Source organism: Arthrobacter sp. 05T420, assembly GCF_056396305.1.
Window position 1 is genome coordinate 1 of the sequence record NZ_JBFTLG010000002.1, and the last position, 16,876, is coordinate 16,876.

Below are 16,876 nucleotides of genomic sequence, written 5' to 3' on the forward strand. Positions count from 1 at the left end.
CTTCTCGCTGGTCTCCCTCTCGGCGACTTAGAAAACAATACACCCACCCACGCCCCACCGCAACTCCACCCCCGGCCACGGCCCCACCACCCCGCAACCCCGGAAATCCGCGGCAGAACACCGCTCCCGACCCCCAAACGGCACCCCGGCACCACAACCACCAACTATGCCGTGCATCACCACAACCAGCACGCAGTCAACCAACACCGCCGGCCCCCACCAACACCGCAGGCACGAAACAAAGGAACAACCCCGCCGCAGCCGGCGACGCAGCACCGCGGCGGACCTCGGACCACCCAGAGCGCCCCAGGCACCCGCAATCGGTGCCTTAAACACAAAAAGGGCCGGCAACCAAACGGTTGCCGGCCCTCCTTCAAGCCACTGGCTTCAGGACTACTGAATTACCAGGAAGACTTCGTGATACCCGGGAGCTCACCGCGGTGAGCCATGTCGCGGAAGCGAACACGGGAGATGCCGAACTTCTGGAAGGTACCGCGGGGACGGCCATCGATGATGTCGCGGTTACGCAGACGTACCGGTGAGGCGTTGCGGGGCAGCTTCTGCAGGCCGAGGCGAGCAGCTTCACGTACTTCGTCGGTTGAGTTGGGATCAACCAGGGCCTTCTTCAGTTCGAGGCGCTTTGCAGCGTAACGCTCGACGATGACTTTACGCTGTTCGTTCTTAGCGATCATTGACTTCTTAGCCATGTGTTTAGCGCTCCTCTCGGAATTCGACGTGCTGGCGGATTTTGGGGTCGTACTTCTTCAGAACCAGTCGGTCCGGGTCGTTACGACGGTTCTTGCGCGTCACGTAGGTGTAACCCGTGCCCGCGGTCGACTTCAGCTTGATGATCGGACGTACGTCCTTATCCTTTGCCATTAGAGCTTCACTCCTCGTGCCAGGATGGCGGCGACGACTACGTCAATGCCGCGTACGTCGATGGTCTTGATGCCACGAGCAGAGACCTGCAGCGTGACGTTGCGGCGCAGGGACGGAACCCAGTAGCGCTTCTTCTGGATATTCGGGTCGAACCGGCGCTTGTTGCGACGGTGCGAGTGCGAAATGCTGTGTCCAAAGCCCGGCTCGGCTCCGGTCACCTGGCAGTGTGCTGCCATGACGACTCTCCTCAAAAATATATGAAACGGCTAACGGAGTTCCCGCTGACCGTGCGTTAGGCGGCGTCCGCATCCGGCTCCCGCCCCCAATCACCGATTCCGCGGGATTGAAGCAGACGGCACAAACCGTCTGGTTCCTCACTGCGGCGAAGATTGTGGGCCACGGGCACCTGACGGTGACGGTCCTTGGACAGCCATTGCGAAGTGCCGGGATGCTGGGCGAATACAGGAATGCGCGCAACTTGAGCCCCTAACTACCGGCCTGCAGGACCGTCGATTTCTCAGACGAGTCCTGCCAACCGGAGCAATTGCGCACGCTCCGCGCCACCTAGCGCCTACCAAGTCTACGAGTTCGGCGATTTAAAGACCAATCCGTCAATGAATGGTGTATGGGGCAGCGGCCGTCAGCCCGTCCGGGCAGACGGGCGGGGTGCGCCGAGGTCATATGCCTGACGAAGCATTTTCACAGCCAAATGATAGGCAGAGAGACGATTCTGGATGCATGAACACACAACTTCTGACGAGCCGTCCCGGGGTTCGCCGCCGCTCCGGTGGCGCTGCGAACCCCTTCAGGGGACAGCACCGGCGGCGGTTGCTGAGAACGGACCTGCTGACGGTCCTTTTCTGGGCGTCCCTGGCGGGCGCCGTCGCTTTGTGGCTGGCCGATGGCGGCATTGCCGGCTTCTCGACGGCGGCCGGCTCCTTCACCGCGTTGGGGATTGTGGCCGGCCTCGCAGGCATGGATCTGGTGCTTCTCATGCTGCTCCTGGCAGCCCGCATTCCGGTCATCGACCACACCGTCGGCCACGACCGCGCGCTTGAGTTTCACCGCAAGCTGGGCAAGCCTGCCCTGTACCTCCTGCTCGCCCACGGGATCCTCATCGCGATCGGCTACGGCATGGCCGAAGGGCTGGACCCTGTCAGTGAGTCGGTTGCGCTGTGGGTCCTGGTACCGGACATGTGGCTGGCCTATATCTCCATGCTCCTGTTCATCGCCGTCGTCGTGACCTCCCTCGTGGCCGTCCGACGTCGGTTCCCTTATGAATTCTGGTACGCCGTCCACCTCCTGACGTACGCGGCGGTCCTGACCGCGATCCCCCACCAGTTCAGTGTGGGCGGTCTCTTTGCCGAGGGCACCTGGCAGCGCTGGTACTGGCTGGCACTGTGCATCGCCACCGGCGCCGCCCTGCTCTACTACCGCGTGGCCCAGCCCCTGGTGGCAACGTTCAGGCACCAGTTGACCGTTAAGCGGGTGGTACGGGTGGCGCCTGGGGTGGTGAGCATCGAGATGTCCGGCCTTGGCCTGGACCAGCTGGCAGGCAGCGGCGGCCGGTTCTTCATCTGGCGGTTCCTGGCTCCCGGCCTGTGGTGGCATCCGCACCCGTTCAGTCTGTCCGCCGAACCCGTGCACTTCGACGCCGCCGGCCAGGGCACGCTGCGGATCACCGTCCGCAACCTGGGCCGGGGTTCGGCTCAGCTGGCCGCGCTGAGGCCGGGCACCAAGGTGGCGCTGGAGGGTCCTTACGGGCTGTTCAGCACGGCCGCGCGGAGCCGAAACCACGTGGTGATAGTCGGTGCCGGGATTGGCATCACCCCGATCCGCGCCCTGCTGGAAAGCACGCCCTTCCAGCCCGGGAACGCCACTGTCATCCTCCGCGGGCACAGCGAATCCGGGCTTTACCTGGGCGAGGAAATCCTCGCCCTCTGCCAGCAGCGCGGAGCCACGCTCTTCCACCTGACCGGCTCCCGCCCGGCCGGTGTCCGGACCTGGCTGCCGGAGGGCTCCGCGCGTGCCGGCCACCGGCTGGCCAGTTTTGACCCGAACGTCGCCGAGGCTGACGTGTACGTCTGCGGCCCCGCCGCCTGGGCGCAAAGCGTGCTTGAGGACGCCCGCGACGCCGGCGTCCGGGAAGACCAACTCCACTACGAAAGGTTCGACTGGTGAGAACCCGCGCCGCGGTTTCAGCAGCCCTGGCCTCCGCCGGCATCCTCATTGCAGGCTGGCAGTCGGGCGTCCACATAGCCGATACCAGCAGCTCCGTCGCGAGCGCGGCCACCGGCGCCAAAGCGTTGGGCACGGGCGGCTCATCAGCTTCGTCCGGCTCGTCTGGCGCGGGCTCCACGGGGGCCTCGGGCGCCACGGGGGCCTCGGCGAAGGCCGTGGGGACGTACGCCGGCTCGGTGGTCCAGACCAGGTTCGGCTCCGTCCAGGTCCAGATCACGGTTCAGGCCGGAAAGATCACTGATGTCACGGCACTGCAGCTGACCGACGCTGAACGCAGGTCGGTGCAGATCAGCAACGAGGCAGCCCCGCTCCTGCGCGACGAGGTGCTCCAAGCGCAGTCCGCGAACGTGCAGACCATCAGCGGTGCCACGGTGACTTCCGACGCGTACTTGAACTCCCTTCAGGCGGCCCTCGATGCAGCCAACCTCTGAGCTGGGCGGCTCCGCTCTGAAGGCCCGGACCTTCGGCTCCATGGGCACCGTCATCAGCCTGACAGTTCCGTCCGGGGCCATCCCGGTAACAGCGGGCGACGGTGGTGCTGAGCTCGACACCGCAGCCACCGCCGTCGAACGGGTGTTTGCCCGCGCGGATGAGACCTTCAGCCTCTACCGTCCCGATTCCGAGGCCAGCCGGCTGGCGCGCGGGGAGCTTTCCCTGCGGGGCGCATCCGCCGGGATGCGGGACCGCTACGCGGATGCACTCAGCTGGCGGCTCATGACGGAGGGCGCGTTCTCCCCGGAGCGGCCCGACGGCGTGCTGGATCTTTCCGGGATCATCAAGGGCTACGCGATCGGGCAGGCCGGTGCCGCGCTGCGGAGCCGGGGGATCACCGACTGGTGCCTGAATGCCGGCGGCGACGTGCTGGTGATGGGCTCGCCCGTGCCGGGCAGCGGAGCCGCGTGGGCGGCCGGGGTGGTTGACCCGCTGGACCGCTCGGCACTGCTTTCCGCCTACGGGCTGGGCGGGCCTGGCACCCGGTGCGCCCTCGCGACGTCGGGCTCGGCGGAGCGGGGGGACCACATCTGGACTGCGGGCTCCCGCGGCGTCGAGTTCGCCCAGGTCTCCGTGGCCGCAGCAGACATTGTCACGGCCGATGTGCTGGCCACGGCGATCGTTGCGGGCGGGACGGCAATGCTGCACCGGGCCACAGACGGCTGGGACATCGATGTGCTCGCCGTGCGCCGCACCGGGGAACTGCTCGCGACGCCGGGATTCCGTGGCTAGGTTGCCGTTCTAGAGGTGGGTCAGCTGGCCGTACTTCGGTTCCAGTCCGTCGCCGGAGGACTTGCCGGTGACGCGCCGGACAACCCACGGCCCGGCGAATTCGCGGACCCATCGGGCATTCGCACGGAGGGCGTCCACTCGGCTCAACTCAGGGACCGGAGTCATGGGCGGGACGTCTATCGAGTGCTCGTGGGCCAGGACCGTAAGGACGCGCTTGGCCATGTTCGCGTGGCCGGCGGCGGACATGTGCATCCGGTCGGTGGCCCACATGCCCCAGTCGTAATACTCGCTGAAACGCCAGTAGTCGACCAGCAGGGCACCGTTGTCTCCGGCGATGCCACGAACCAGTTCGTTGTAGATGGCCGTGCGGCCGCGCATGGTGCCGAAAATCTTGGAGCCCCTCGCGTCGAAGCCGGTGAACATCACCACAGTGGCGCCGGTGGCCGTGAGCTTGCGGATCCCGGCGTCGTAGTCGGCCAGCAGGTCATCGATGTCGACCTTGGGCCGGAGGATGTCGTTGGCGCCGGCGTAGATGCTGACCACGGTGGGTTTGAGTGCGACGGCGGCATCCACCTGTTCGGCCATGATCTGGCGGAGCTTCCTGCCGCGGATGGCAAGGTTCGCGTACCCGAAGTCCGGGTCGGCGGCGCCGAGCCCCTCTGCCACGCGGTCCGCCCAGCCCCGGACGCCATTGGGCCGGGTGGGGTCGTCGTCGCCGACGCCTTCCGTAAAGGAGTCTCCAAGGGCTACGTAGCGGGACGTGAAATCCATGGGTCAAGTCTGCCAGCAGTTGCCGCGAGCAACAAAGACGGGATGCCCGACGGCGGCGCATTCAGCATTGGTGCTTAGATGTCCCGCAGAATCCAGTGGTCGTCGTCGAGGCGGGCCACGATTTTTTCGCCGATCCGGGCCAGGTCCGCGACGTCCTGCGGGCCCAAGGCGTCGAGGAACAGTGACCGGACCGCCTCCACATGGCCCGGGGCAAGCTTCACGATCGTCTCCATGCCAACATCGGTCAGGTGCGCCGTAGTGACGCGGGCGTCGCCGGGGTGCGGCCGCCGCTCAAGCCAGCCGCGGTTCTGCAGCTTGGTGACAACGTGGGAGAGCCGGGACAGGGAGGCGCTGGTGCGCGCGGCGAGCTCACTCATGGGCAGGAAACGCCCCTCGGTCTCCGAAAGCATCGCCAGCACGTTGTAGTCGAACAGGGAAAGCTTGCCCGCGGCATGGAGCTGGGTGTCCAGGGCTGCCGGCAGCATGGTGTTGATGCTGAGCTGGGCAAGCCAGGCCCGGCGTTCGTCGGCGTTGAGCCAGCGGGGTTCGGTCATGGCTACATTCTAGGAGACTGGAAGCTTGACGATTCAACTTCAGGCTGGGGAATTCCAGAAAAGTTCCCGCCTGCCCGCAGCCGGGTACCGGTAGGCTGGCCGCATGTACGTAGTCTCCCTGACATACAAGGTCCCCGACGACATCGTGGAGTTCCATCTTGCGGCGCATGTCACGTGGCTGCAGGCGGCCTTCGACGAGGGCGTCTTCATGGTCGCGGGGCGCAAAATCCCCCGCACCGGTGGCCTGTTGCTCTCCAACGCGGACCGGGCCAGCCTGGATGCCGCCCTGGCCAAGGACCCGTTCTACGTCAATGGTGTGGCTGATTTCGAGGTCATGGAGTTCCATGCCAACAGGGTGGCTCCGGGCTACGAAAACCTGCTGGACAGCTGAGTCCCTGGCGGCTACCCGGCGCTGGCCTGGTTCCCGGCGCGTTGATTCTTTAGTAGCTTCTTCAGGCCGCCCTTGCGGGGGACCCTCACGGGTTCGGGCCAGCGCGGCCGGAGCTGGTCGCCGAGGGTGACGCCGCGCAGTTTGCGTCCGAACAGGGGCAGCACCCAGTCGTGGACCCAGCGGCGCTGCCGGCGTTCCCACTCCCGCAGGCCCGGTTTCACCGGCGGCTCCAACTCCTTGGGCTTGATCTTGTGGGGCACGCCGAGGTGGTCCAGGACCTGTGAGGCGAGGTATTTGTGGCCTGCCTTGGACATATGCAGCCGGTCCGAATCCCACATCCGTGGGTCATGGAATGCGTCGAAGCGCCAGTAGTCCACCAGCACCGCGCCGTAGCGGCCGGCGATCTCGCGGACCCGCCGGTTGTAGAAGGCGTTGCGCTTCTTCAGCGGCTCCAGCAGCGCGGAGACCTTGACGTCGAAGCCGGTGAACAGCACCAGCGTGGCCCCCGTGCCGGCGAGCGCAGCCACGACGGACTCGTAGTCCTCCATGAGGGTGCCGATGTCCGTGCCGAAATCCAGGATGTCGTTGCCGCCCGCGTACAGGGTGACGAGCGTCGGCTCCATGGCCAAAGCAGGACCGAGTTGCTCACCGATGATGTGGCGCAGCCGCTTGCTGCGGATGGCCAGATTGGCGTACTCCCACCCCGGCTGCGCTTTGGCCAGCTTCTCCGCGACCCGGTCCGCCCAGCCCCGCACGCCGTTCGGGAACCGGGGATCGTAGTCCCCCACACCCTCGGTGAAGGAGTCCCCCAAGGCAACAAAGACGCGCCGCCCACCCCGATCCGGAAGCAAAGGAAATGAAGCCACCCCAAAACCCTAACCACCTCAAAAAACGGGCAGGGAAAGAGCAAGTTAACCCAAGGTGACCGCCCCGAGACCCGCATGGCAAAGCAACGGTCCGGGGCGGAAGCCCGGTAGAACAGGCGGACGGCACCGCCGAAAACTACAGCTCGGCTCTCCCCTGCCGCCAGTACCCCATGAACGCCACCTGCTTCCGGTCGATCCCCACGTAGCGCACAAGGTACCGGCGCAGCTCCTTGACGGTGGCCGCTTCGCCGGCGATCCAGGCGTAGAACGGCAGGGCCCCGGCGGGCTTGCCCGGGTTTTTGCTGGCTCCGATCGCCGCGGAGTCCATCCGGGCGGGGGTTTCCCAGAGGATGTCCTGGTCCACGTTGACGTCATCGGGTTCGGGGCCGGCTCCACCGGCCGCGGCCTTGAAGCCCACCCAGCCCGGCTCGGGAACAGCGGCGCGGACCGCCTCCTGCAGCAGTTCGCCGTGCGGACGTGAGCGGCCAATCGAGGCGCCGCGTGCCAGCCAGGTGATTTCGACGTCGGCGTCCGACTCAAGCTCCAGGAAGTCGCCGGCCTCGGGGACTTCAAGGAACGCGTGCCCGCTCATGTAGGACGGGAGGCTTTCCAGGATGGCGCTGATGGCCGGAACAGCGGTCTCGTCGCCGGCAAGGAGTACCCGCTGGGCCATGCCGGGCCGCCATTCGATGCCGGAGTAGGTCTCCGCCGTGACACAGTGCGCGGCCCGGTTGTTGGGTCCGATGATGGTGAGGGCGTCGCCGGGCTTGGCGTTCAGGGCCCAGTTGGCGGCGGGTCCGCCGTTGCCGGCGGCATCGAAGTGCAGCACGAAGTCGACGTCGATCTCCGGGTAGACGGCGTCGAGGCGTCCCTGCCGCACGGTGTAGGTGCGCATGGAGCCGCGGGTCGCCGGATCCATGGCCAGCCATTCCTGGTACCAGCCGGACTGCTCCATCTGGAACACCGGCAGCGGCAGCTGGGTGCCGTCCTCGGCGAGGGACGGGATCATCAGCTTCACGCGCAGGTCCAGGGTTTCGCCGTGGACGCCGAAGTCACGCAGGGAGTACCCGCCGAAGGTGATGCGGCGGAAATTGGGGCTGAGCTGCTGCACCGCGGCCACCGTCACGCCGAGCGCCAAAGTCATCGGTTGGGTGGTTGCGCTGCTGTTAACTGCCCTCATGGGACCAACTCCAGGGTTGCTGATTCGGCTTTTGGGAAATGGGTGTGGTGCCGGCCAAGCGGAATGATCAGCGGCGTGCCGGATATGGGATCGGGCAGCACCCGCGAGTCCAGGCCGAAGACGTCACGGACCAAGTCCTCGGTGACGACGTCGGTGGCGGTGCCCTCTGCCACGATTTTGCCGCCCTTCATGGCAATCACATGGTCCGCGTACCGGGCCGCCAGGTTCAGGTCGTGCAGGACGATAGCCACGGTGGTGCCGCGGTGCCGGTTCAGGTCGGTGATCAGGTCCAGGACCTCCACCTGGTGGGCCAGGTCCAGGTAGGTGGTGGGCTCGTCGAGCAGGAGCACCTCGGTTTCCTGGGCAAGCGCCATCGCGATCCACACGCGCTGGCGCTGCCCGCCCGAGAGTTCGTCGACATTGCGCTCGGCAAGCTCCAGCGTTTCGGTTGCTTCGAGCGCGCGCTGCACGGCTAGATCATCGGCCGCGCTCCAGCTGCGGAAGAAACCTTGGTGTGGGTAGCGGCCGCGGCCCACGAGGTCGCGGACCAGGATGCCGTCGGGGGCGGCGGGGTGCTGCGGGAGCAGGCCGAGGATGCGGGCGAGTTCCTTGGCTGGACGGGAATGGATGTCCTTGCCGTCGAGCGTCACGGTACCGCCGGCCGGCTTCAGCAGCCTGGACAGGCCGCGGAGGAGCGTGGACTTTCCGCAGGCGTTGGCGCCCACGATCATTGTCACCTTGCCCTCGGGGAGCTCCGCCGTGAGGTCTTCCACCACCCGGCGCTGATCGTACTGCAGCGTCAGGTCCTTGGCGTTGAGAACTGCCATGTCAGGCGTCCTTTCGGTTGGCTGTGACCAGGAGCCACAGCAGGAACGGGGCTCCCAGCGCGCCGGTGACCACGCCGACGGGCAGGACGGTGCCGTCCAGCAGCAGGGGGGCGATGTTGGCGGCGAAGTAATCCGCTGCGAGGACAATTAGGGCCCCGACGAACGCGGCGGCCGGGAGGCTGGACGTGCCGGTGAAGCGGCGCGCGATGGGGCCGGCCAGGAAGGCCACGAACGCCACAGGCCCGGCGGCGGCCGTGGCGACGGCGGCCAGGGCGACGGCGGCGGCCACCACGCCCAGCCGGGTGATGCCTACCCGGATGCCGAGTCCGGCGGCGGCGTCGTCTCCCAGTTCCAGGATCCGGAGCGGTCCGGCGAGGACGGCGACGGCGGGCACGAGGACCAGCAGCGCCAGTGCCAGCACGCCGGCGCGGTCCCAGCTGGCGGAGTTCAGGGACCCGTTCAGCCAGATCAGGGCCTCGGACGCGGTGCGGATGTCCGCCCGTGTCATGAGGAAGTTGACCACGGCGTTCAGTGCCGCGGCGATGCCGATGCCGGCCAGGATGAGCCGGCTCCCGGCCGCGTTGCCACGGTTGCCGCCGCCTGATCCGAGGGAACCGCTCCGGGAGATCGTGTAGATCAAGACCGCTACGGCCATGGCCCCGCACAGCGCCGCGCCGGAAACGGCCGCTCCGGAGGCCCCGAAAACGACGATGGCGGTGACGGCGGCCGCGCTTGCCCCGTAGCTGATGCCGATGACGTCGGGACTGGCCAGCGGGTTGCGCAGCATGGTCTGGAACAGGATGCCCGAGAGCCCGAAGGCAATCCCGATCATGGTGCCGATGACTGCCCGCGGGAGCTTGTTCTCCATCACGATGAAGCTGGCGCCGGGGATTTTCTCGCCGCCGGTGAGGTGGGCCGTGAGGATCCTGAAGAAGTCCGGGATGGTGACGGTGTAGCTGCCCAGCAGGATGTTGACAGCGAGGAGCACCACGACGGCGAAGGCCAGGAGGGCCGTCCGGCTCATGAACCGGGCATTGCCGGCCGGTTGGTGCTCTGCGGGGGCGCTGCCACCGAGCTCGTGCCTGACGTTGGCGAGGTCTGCCTGGCTCACAGCCCTGCCCCTTTCCCGCGGCGGACCAGCCACACGAAGACGGGCGCACCCACCAGGGCCGTCATGATGCCCGCGGGGACTTCGCCGGGGAGCAGGATGACACGGCCCACCACGTCCGAGAGCAGGAGCAGCACGGGTGCCAGGACCAGCGAGAAGGGCAGGATCCAGCGGTAGTCCGGGCCGGTCAGGAAGCGGACGGCGTGCGGAACCACCAGGCCGACGAATCCGATTGGCCCGGCCAGTGCCGTGGCGGAGCCGCAGAGCAGCACAATGCCCAGCGCGGTGACGCCGCGGGCCAGGCCGACGCGCTGGCCCAGGCCTCGGGCGATGTCGTCCCCGAGGGCGAGGCTGTTCAGGATCCGCCCGGTGAACAGGACGATCAGTGCCCCGGCAGCCAGGAACGGCAGCCCGGGCAGCACCACCGACCAGTCCCGGCCGGCGATCCCGCCGACCTGCCAGAAACGGAACCGGTCCAGGGTGTCCTGGCTGGAGACCAGGACGACGTTCATCAGCGAATACAGCCCTGCGCTCAGGGCCGCGCCGGCGAGTGCCAGTTTGACCGGCGTCGCCCCGTCACGTCCCATGGAGGCGATCAGATAGACGGCGACGGCGGCTGCTGCGGAGCCGATGAACGCGAACCAGATGTAGCCGGTCAGGGTCGAAACGCCGAAGACGTAGATCCCGGTGACGACGGCGAGGGCGGCGCCGGCGTTGACGCCGATGATGCCGGGGTCGGCGAGGGGGTTGCGGGCCACCCCCTGCATGGCCGCGCCCGCCAGCCCGAGGGCGCCGCCGGCCAGCAGGCCCAGCACGGTGCGCGGGATGCGGGCGTGGATGACGGCGTGGTTGCCGTCGGTGGGGTCGAACTGCGTCAGCGCCTGCCAGACGGTGCCGAGGGGAACCCCGCGGGCGCCGACGGTCAGGGACGCTGCACAGACCAGAACAAGTACGACGACGGCGGCCAGCAGCCAGGCGGCCTGCGTTGCGGGGGCTTTCCTCCCGGTGGGGGCCTGGGGTGCGCCGGCCGCGCTGGCGGCGGGCGCCGTCGTCGTACTGTTCGTCATGGGAGGGTGTTACTTCGCTGCGGTGACTTTGTCCGCTGCGGTGGCCAGCTGCGGCAGGAACGTGTCCAGTGACCAGGGCAGGCTCAGCGGTGAGGAAGCGGAGATGGACAGCGTCAGCGTGTTGTTCGAATCGGCAACCAGGGCGCCGCTCTTGATGGCGGGGATCTGGCCCAGGAGCGGGTCGGCCTTGATGGAGCCGGTGGTGGCCGCATCCGGCACCCAGGTCACGAAGATGTCCGAGGTGAGCTCGTTGGCCTTTTCGGCGGACCAGGGGATGAAGAATTCCTTGGAGCCCTTGGAGTTCTCCTCCACGACGGATGCGAGCTTCATGCCGATCTCGCTGAGGAAGCGCGGACGGTTGTCGTTGGCCGTGTAGACGTTGACGCCGTCGCTCTTGTCCGGCTCCAGGTTGCCGTAGATGAAGGTTTTTCCGGTGATCTGCGGGTACTTGGAGACCTTGTCCTTGATGGTGGCCTCGGTGTCAGAGACCAGTTTGTCGGCTTCGGCTTCCTTGCCGAGGGCCTTGCCGATGATGGTGGCGGAGTCCTGCCAGGACGTGCCGTAGGCGATCTCCGGCTGGGCCACGACGGGTGCGATTTCGCTGAGCTTCTTGTAGTCCTCCGCCGTCAGGCCGGAGTAGGCGCCAAGGATGACGTCCGGATTGAGCTTGGCGATCTCGGTGAAGTTGATGCCGTCGGCCTCGGAGAACTGGACGGGGGCCTTCGCCGAGCCGAAGCCCGCGCCGAGCTTCTCCAGCGCGGCGTCCTTCCACGGTGTGGAGCCCTTGTCATTACCGCCCCATTCGTTCTTGGGGACGCCCACGGGAACCACTCCGAGGGCAATGGCGACATCGTCGTTGACCCAGGAAACGGTCACAATGCGCTTGGGTTGTTCCTTGATGGTGGTCTCGCCGAAGAGGTGCTTGATGGTGACCGGGAAAGCGATGCTGACCGGCTGGCTGGGGGCGTCCGTCGCCGTCGAGGTTGCCGGGCCGGTGGAGCAAGCGGTCAGGGTAAGCGCGACGGCGGCCAGAAGAGCTGCGGGCCGCCCTGCGGTCTTGCGGAGGCTGCGGCCGGCTGGGCGGCCGGCGGAACGGGGGAAGACGGCGGAAGCCACGGAACTCCTTAGGTAAGTGATCCAAACCTAAGTAAGGCTAGCCTATCCTTTGAATAATTAAGAAAGGTTTGAGTAACGTAATTGTCTCAATGCAAACAACGCGGGGTCACTTATAGCCCATAACGGTGGCGTTTATGGGCTATAAGTGACCCCGCGTTGCCTTGGAGTGGAGTGGTGGTCAGCGCAGGACGATGTCCACAGGGTTCGCCTCGGACCGCCAGATGCCCTCGGTCCCCGCACGCGGGGCAATCACCGGCGCCGTCAGGACGCCGGAGCGGTTAGTGCGTTTGTCCCGCAGGATCTCCGTCACCGATCCCAGGTGCCGGGAGAGGTCGATCACGTTCTCCGGCGCGGCCAGCAGCAGCTGAAAGCCGAACTCGTGCAGGGCCTTGATGCCCGCCCCGGCGAACTCCTCCGAGGCGAGCACGAAGGCCTCGTCCATCATGACGGTGCCGTAGGTGGTGAACCCCTGCTCGGCGATGCCCAGCTGGTAGCTCAGCGCCGCCGCCATGATGAACGCGGTGAAGCGCTGCCGCTCGCCGCCGGACATGGAGCCGGTGTCCGCGTGCATGTAGACCTCGGTTTTCTTCTGGCCCTTCCCCGCCCCCTTGGGGCCGGCACTGTGGGCACCGGTACTCTGCACTTCGCGGTGCTCCTTGCACTGGATGAACAGGTGGCCGCGGACGTCCAGCACCTCGGCGCGCCAGCGCCGGTCCTCCGGAGTCTGCGAACCGAGCCGCTTCACGAGCGTTTCGAGCGACTTGTAGCGCGTGGTGAGCTCGGCGTCGTCGTCCGTCGCCGCCCCGGACGCCGCAGTGACCGTCTTGCCCGGCCGGGTATGCCGGACCTTGAGCGCGTTCTGGATGGCGTCCTTGAACTGCTTAGCCGTCGCGGGCAGCGTCTGTTTGATATCGAGTTCCAGGAAGCTGCCCTCGTGGAAGTTGACCTCGGACAAGATTCCGTTCAGCGGCAGGATGCGGCTGGTGATGGCGCGGCGCTCCTCGTCCAGCAGGTGCAACAGGGTGCTGAAGGATTCGTGGGTCCGCTGGTTGAAGAACTGCCGGAATTCAGCCTCCTGGGCGGGCAGCCCGTCGCTGACAATCGCGTGGTAACGGGATTCGAACTCCCCCGCGGCGCCGATCGAGGTGCCGTGGTCCGCGGAAATCGCCGTGCCCCATTCACGGACGAAGCCCTCGAAAATGCGGGTGAGACGCTCTGAAGTGGCCTGCCCGCGGGATTCGGCCCCATGCAGTTCCGCAAGGAGCCGCGTGCGGACCTGGTTGGCCAGATTGTCGAGTTCGTGCATCTCCAGGACGTCGCCGAAGCCGGCGAAGTACGGTTCCAGCGCGGCAACGCCGGCGTCCGACGGCGGCGCCTGGGCCAGCCGGCTGCGGGCGGCGTCGAGCAGCGAATCAGCGGCGGTCATGCGCGCATCGAGGGCTTTGTACTCGCTCTGCAGCACGGCCGCGGCCTCGGTGCTGGACTGGTGCCTGTGCCGCGCGGCTTCGATGCTGGCACGCAGCGGTTCGAGGTCCGCCTGCGCGGCAAGGGCGTCCTTGAGGCGCTGCTCGATCCGGGCGAGCTCCTCCGCGGCCACCGCGGCCGAGACCTGCTCCCAGGTCCGGTGGTCATCGGCCACGCGGCGCAGGGCATCGAGCTGGCGGGTCATGCCTTGGTGTGACTCTTCCCTGGTTTGCGCCAGTTCGGCGGCCTTGGCCAGCGCCTGTTGCAGGTCCTCAACCTGGGCCGCCACAAGTTCGAGCTTGGCGGCGTTGTCGAACCCGAGGACGTAGTCCTGCCGGGACGTGAAGCGATCGTCCTTTTCCACCGTGTGGCGGTTGCGCTTGACCACGCCGCCCAGGCTCAGGCCCTTGTCCAGGCCGGCGAGCTGGTCCGGGTCTTCCACGCACGGGTAGGCGAAGTCGAGGGCAATCCGTTCGCGCAGCCACGCGCTGGCCTGCCCAAGGGCATCGGCGTGAGCGCCTGCGGCCAGGCCGGCGTCGGTGAGGAAACGGAGCTTGGTCAGCAGATCGCCGTCGGCCACGTCCTCGACAGCCAGCGCGCCGCCGGCCAGGGGCCGGGAGACGTCTACGGCGCGCAGCGCCCCGCGCACGGAGTGATCGTTGAGGTACCGGGTGACTGCCGCGAAGTGCTCGCCCGGGACCAGCAGCGTGGTGGCCAGGCTCCGCAGCGCGCGCTCGGCGGCCGGGCGCCACTGTTCCTGGCCCTCGGCGAGGTCGATCAGCTCGCCGCCGAAGGGCATCTGTTCCTCGGGCACGCCCGTGGCGGCCGCAATGGCGCTGCGGTTTTCAATGCTCGACGGCGGCAGCAGCGACTTTCGCGTCTTCAGCGAGACGAGCTCCTGCTGGGCCGCGGCGAGTTCGCGCTTCCGGGTGGCGTGGCCGTCAAAGGCCTCGAAGCGCAGTTCCTTGAGTGCCTCGGAATCGTCCTGGAGCTCGGCCGAGCGTGCCGCGGCGTGCTCGTGGGCCCGTTCCCAGCCGGCGGCCGACCACTGGAGTTCCAGCCCGGCGTCGGTCAGCGCCTTGCGGGTCGATTCCTCCACCTCCTGCCGGAGCTTGAGCCCCACCCGGGCGTTCTCCAGGGACTGCTCTATCGCGGAAATCGCGTTGCCGCCCTGGTTGTTGTACTCCCCCTCCAGCTGGCGCAGCTCCTTGGCGAAGCCGTCGCGGACAGCGCGTTCGGCGGCGAGGTCACTGGCCTTGGCCTGGGCGAGCTCCTTCAACCGGGCCAGGGTCTTCTCATGGACCGTGACAGCGAGCTGCTGCTTGTAGGCCTCGAATTCCTCACCTGTTAGGTCCCGCAGCCGGTTCGCGTCCAGCAGCGCCTGCGCGTATTCCTTGTTCAGCCCGGGGACGGGCGCCAGCTGGTCGCGCTGCTGCCGGACGTCCTCGAGGCGCTGCCGGATGGACATGAGGTTGCTGAATTCCTCGACGACGTCGTCCGCCGCCGCAAGTGTGGCGGGGGCATCGAGGACCTGGTCGCGGAAGAAGGTGTTGACGCTGCCGCCGAGTCCCTTGCCGGCCTGGATGACGCGCAGCAGCGGGAGGGCCTGATCCGAGTTGATGCCGAGGAGGCGGCGGAAGCGTTCGGCGAAGGCCTTGTGAACGTCGAAGATCTGGGCGTCCGGGAAGATCGCGTCCAGCGCGGACTTGGTGAAGCGCTTCTCCGCGATGCCCTCGATCGCCGCGAGGTCCAGGGGCTTGTTGTCGATCATGTAGTACCGGCCGACGCTGGATTCCGTGCCGTTCTTGGGCAGGTCGAACAGCGCCGATACCGTCACCCGGGTGCCGGCGGCGTTGTCAAAGGTGAGCGCGACGGCGGACCAGGTGGCGCCGGGGCGCTGGAACGCACTCGCGGAGCCCTCGCCCACCGCCTTGTCGCCCACCTTGCCGCGCATGTACGTGAACGTGGTGCGCTTGTCCTCTACAGCGCCGCCGGCCCGCTGCGCGGCGGCTTCGTTGGAGCGGGGACGGGCGTCGAAGACCCGAAGCATGGCATCGAACAGCGTGGACTTGCCGACGCCCGAGTTGCCGGTCAGCAGGGTGCCGTTGCGGTCCACGTGCATGGTGTGGGCGCCATGGAACGTGCCCCAGTTGACCACCTGGACGAGGGCCAGGCGCATCTGGCCGGGGTTGGTGAGCTCGCCCATGGGCAGCATGGTTGCGAGGCTCACTGGGCTGCCTCGTTCGTTTCCGTGGTTGCGTCAGGCGTGGCCGGTGATGCCGCTTTGGGGGACGACGACGGTGATGCCGCCCCCGGGGCGGCATCACCGTCGTCGTCCGGGTCGTCATCCGTGCTTGCCGGTGTATCTGCATCGAGCTCCAGGAGTGGCTCGGTGCCTGACTGGTCTGTGCTGGCCGCGATGAGGGCTTCGATTTGGGCCGGGATGTCGCCGATGTTTTCGAACGGGAGGGCCAGGGGGAGGGCGTTGGAGATGGTGTAGACCTCGTCCAGGCCCGTGGCGAGGAGGAGCTGGCGGGCCAGGAGCTTGGTAATGGCGCGATTGACGACGTCGGCATCGCGCAGGGCATCCTGCTGGCCGGTGGGCTGGTAGTGGGCCACGAGTTCGGCGATTTCCTCGCGCGTGATCGTGGGGTCTGTCTGGGCGGTGACGTGGCGGTCCAGGAGCAGGCGCAGGCGGAGCAGGACGATGGTTTCGACCCGGCTCAGGGCACGTTGCTGGCGCAGGATGCTGGAACGGGTGCTGCCGCCGATCGCCTCGGGGTCCACGGGGCGCAGGACGGCCACCTTGCGTTCGTGGTCCAGCTGCAGCGTGAGGAAAAGTTCGGAGAGGCGGCTGCGGAGGATCAGCTGGTTGTCCAGGAGCGTGGTCCACAGTTTTTCGTCGCGCCCGCCGTCGATGTATGGGCCCTTGAGCAGCTTCACGAGCGCCTGCCGGACTTTCATCGGGAGCACGCCGGTATCGCCCGGGAAGAGGGCGGCGCCGTCGACGAACGTGTCCCGGGGAGTGACGGTAAAGGGGTCGCTCCGGACGTGGCCGCCGTCGTTGTCGGCGGGCACAGGGGGCAGATCGGCTGTCGCAGTCTCTGTCGCAGTCGAAGTCGCAGTCGCAGTCTCAGTCTCAGTCTCAGTCTCAGTCTCAGTCTCAGTCTCAGTCTCTTCAGTCATGG

Annotated in this window: 17 protein-coding genes; 4 read left to right on the forward strand and 13 right to left on the reverse strand. The window is 67.3% G+C overall.

Annotation, left to right across the window (positions count from 1 at the left end):
* Positions 1 to 401: 401 nt before the first annotated feature.
* From rpsN to rpmB, 3 genes are read right to left on the reverse strand one after another with little or no spacing between them, the layout of a single operon-like run.
* Positions 402 to 707 (reverse strand): 30S ribosomal protein S14, encoded by a 306-nt coding sequence (gene rpsN, locus AC1DEM_RS02280; RefSeq protein WP_026266887.1) that lies wholly within the window; start codon positions 705 to 707, stop codon positions 402 to 404.
* 4 nt (positions 708 to 711) lie between these two features.
* Positions 712 to 879, reverse strand: a complete 168-nt coding sequence (gene rpmG / locus AC1DEM_RS02285) for a 50S ribosomal protein L33 (RefSeq protein WP_003798558.1) — start codon at positions 877 to 879, stop codon at positions 712 to 714.
* Positions 879 to 1,115, reverse strand: coding sequence for a 50S ribosomal protein L28 (rpmB, locus tag AC1DEM_RS02290; RefSeq protein WP_011693744.1), 237 nt, complete (start codon positions 1,113 to 1,115; stop codon positions 879 to 881). The genes rpmG and rpmB overlap by 1 nt, the downstream gene beginning before the upstream one ends.
* A 502-nt stretch (positions 1,116 to 1,617) precedes the next feature.
* Between rpmB and AC1DEM_RS02295 the strand changes: the two genes are divergently transcribed.
* The 3 genes from AC1DEM_RS02295 to AC1DEM_RS02305 are packed head-to-tail and all read left to right on the forward strand — an operon-like array spanning position 1,618 to position 4,344.
* Complete coding sequence (locus tag AC1DEM_RS02295; protein WP_476882922.1) at positions 1,618 to 3,060, forward strand: ferredoxin reductase family protein; 1,443 nt, start codon at positions 1,618 to 1,620, stop codon at positions 3,058 to 3,060.
* The gene (locus AC1DEM_RS02300) at positions 3,057 to 3,551 is read left to right on the forward strand and encodes an FMN-binding protein (protein WP_476882923.1); all 495 of its coding nucleotides are present in this window, start codon (positions 3,057 to 3,059) and stop codon (positions 3,549 to 3,551) included. The genes AC1DEM_RS02295 and AC1DEM_RS02300 overlap by 4 nt, the downstream gene beginning before the upstream one ends.
* A 40-nt stretch (positions 3,552 to 3,591) precedes the next feature.
* The gene (locus tag AC1DEM_RS02305) at positions 3,592 to 4,344 is read left to right on the forward strand and encodes an FAD:protein FMN transferase (protein WP_476883230.1); all 753 of its coding nucleotides are present in this window, start codon (positions 3,592 to 3,594) and stop codon (positions 4,342 to 4,344) included.
* A 9-nt stretch (positions 4,345 to 4,353) separates the two neighbouring features.
* Here the strand turns inward: AC1DEM_RS02305 and AC1DEM_RS02310 are convergent, their stop codons facing one another.
* Together AC1DEM_RS02310 and AC1DEM_RS02315 are read right to left on the reverse strand one after the other, a co-directional pair.
* A complete protein-coding gene (locus AC1DEM_RS02310; RefSeq protein ID WP_476882924.1) occupies positions 4,354 to 5,115 on the reverse strand; it encodes an SGNH/GDSL hydrolase family protein in 762 nt (253 codons plus the stop codon).
* A gap of 74 nt (positions 5,116 to 5,189) precedes the next feature.
* Entirely contained in the window at positions 5,190 to 5,669 is a 480-nt protein-coding gene (locus AC1DEM_RS02315) for a MarR family winged helix-turn-helix transcriptional regulator (RefSeq protein WP_476882925.1), read from the reverse strand.
* A gap of 103 nt (positions 5,670 to 5,772) precedes the next feature.
* Here AC1DEM_RS02315 and AC1DEM_RS02320 point away from each other — a divergent pair, with 103 nt between their 5' ends.
* Positions 5,773 to 6,060, forward strand: a complete 288-nt coding sequence (locus tag AC1DEM_RS02320) for a YciI family protein (protein ID WP_476882926.1) — start codon at positions 5,773 to 5,775, stop codon at positions 6,058 to 6,060.
* Positions 6,061 to 6,071: 11 nt separating this feature from the next.
* On the opposite strand, the gene AC1DEM_RS02325 is transcribed toward AC1DEM_RS02320, so the two are convergent.
* The 8 genes from AC1DEM_RS02325 to AC1DEM_RS02360 all read right to left on the reverse strand — a co-directional run bounded on the left by AC1DEM_RS02325 (position 6,072) and on the right by AC1DEM_RS02360 (position 16,874).
* The gene (locus AC1DEM_RS02325; protein WP_476882927.1) at positions 6,072 to 6,926 is read right to left on the reverse strand and encodes an SGNH/GDSL hydrolase family protein; all 855 of its coding nucleotides are present in this window, start codon (positions 6,924 to 6,926) and stop codon (positions 6,072 to 6,074) included.
* Positions 6,927 to 7,062: 136 nt separating this feature from the next.
* Positions 7,063 to 8,106: a siderophore-interacting protein gene (locus AC1DEM_RS02330; protein ID WP_476882928.1), complete on the reverse strand. Its 1,044-nt coding sequence runs from the start codon at positions 8,104 to 8,106 to the stop codon at positions 7,063 to 7,065.
* A complete protein-coding gene (locus tag AC1DEM_RS02335) occupies positions 8,103 to 8,933 on the reverse strand; it encodes an ABC transporter ATP-binding protein (RefSeq protein ID WP_476882929.1) in 831 nt (276 codons plus the stop codon). Before AC1DEM_RS02335 ends, AC1DEM_RS02330 begins: the two co-directional genes overlap by 4 nt.
* Position 8,934: 1 nt before the next feature.
* Entirely contained in the window at positions 8,935 to 9,957 is a 1,023-nt protein-coding gene (locus AC1DEM_RS02340) for a FecCD family ABC transporter permease (RefSeq protein ID WP_476883231.1), read from the reverse strand.
* Between the two features lie 83 nt (positions 9,958 to 10,040).
* Positions 10,041 to 11,108, reverse strand: coding sequence for a FecCD family ABC transporter permease (locus AC1DEM_RS02345; protein ID WP_476882930.1), 1,068 nt, complete (start codon positions 11,106 to 11,108; stop codon positions 10,041 to 10,043).
* Positions 11,109 to 11,117: 9 nt separating this feature from the next.
* Positions 11,118 to 12,224, reverse strand: a complete 1,107-nt coding sequence (locus tag AC1DEM_RS02350; RefSeq protein WP_476882931.1) for an iron-siderophore ABC transporter substrate-binding protein — start codon at positions 12,222 to 12,224, stop codon at positions 11,118 to 11,120.
* Positions 12,225 to 12,402: 178 nt separating this feature from the next.
* Positions 12,403 to 15,918 (reverse strand): ATP-binding protein, encoded by a 3,516-nt coding sequence (locus AC1DEM_RS02355; protein ID WP_476882932.1) that lies wholly within the window; start codon positions 15,916 to 15,918, stop codon positions 12,403 to 12,405.
* Positions 15,915 to 16,874, reverse strand: coding sequence for a DUF4194 domain-containing protein (locus AC1DEM_RS02360; RefSeq protein WP_476882933.1), 960 nt, complete (start codon positions 16,872 to 16,874; stop codon positions 15,915 to 15,917). Before AC1DEM_RS02360 ends, AC1DEM_RS02355 begins: the two co-directional genes overlap by 4 nt.
* Positions 16,875 to 16,876: the final 2 nt, after the last annotated feature.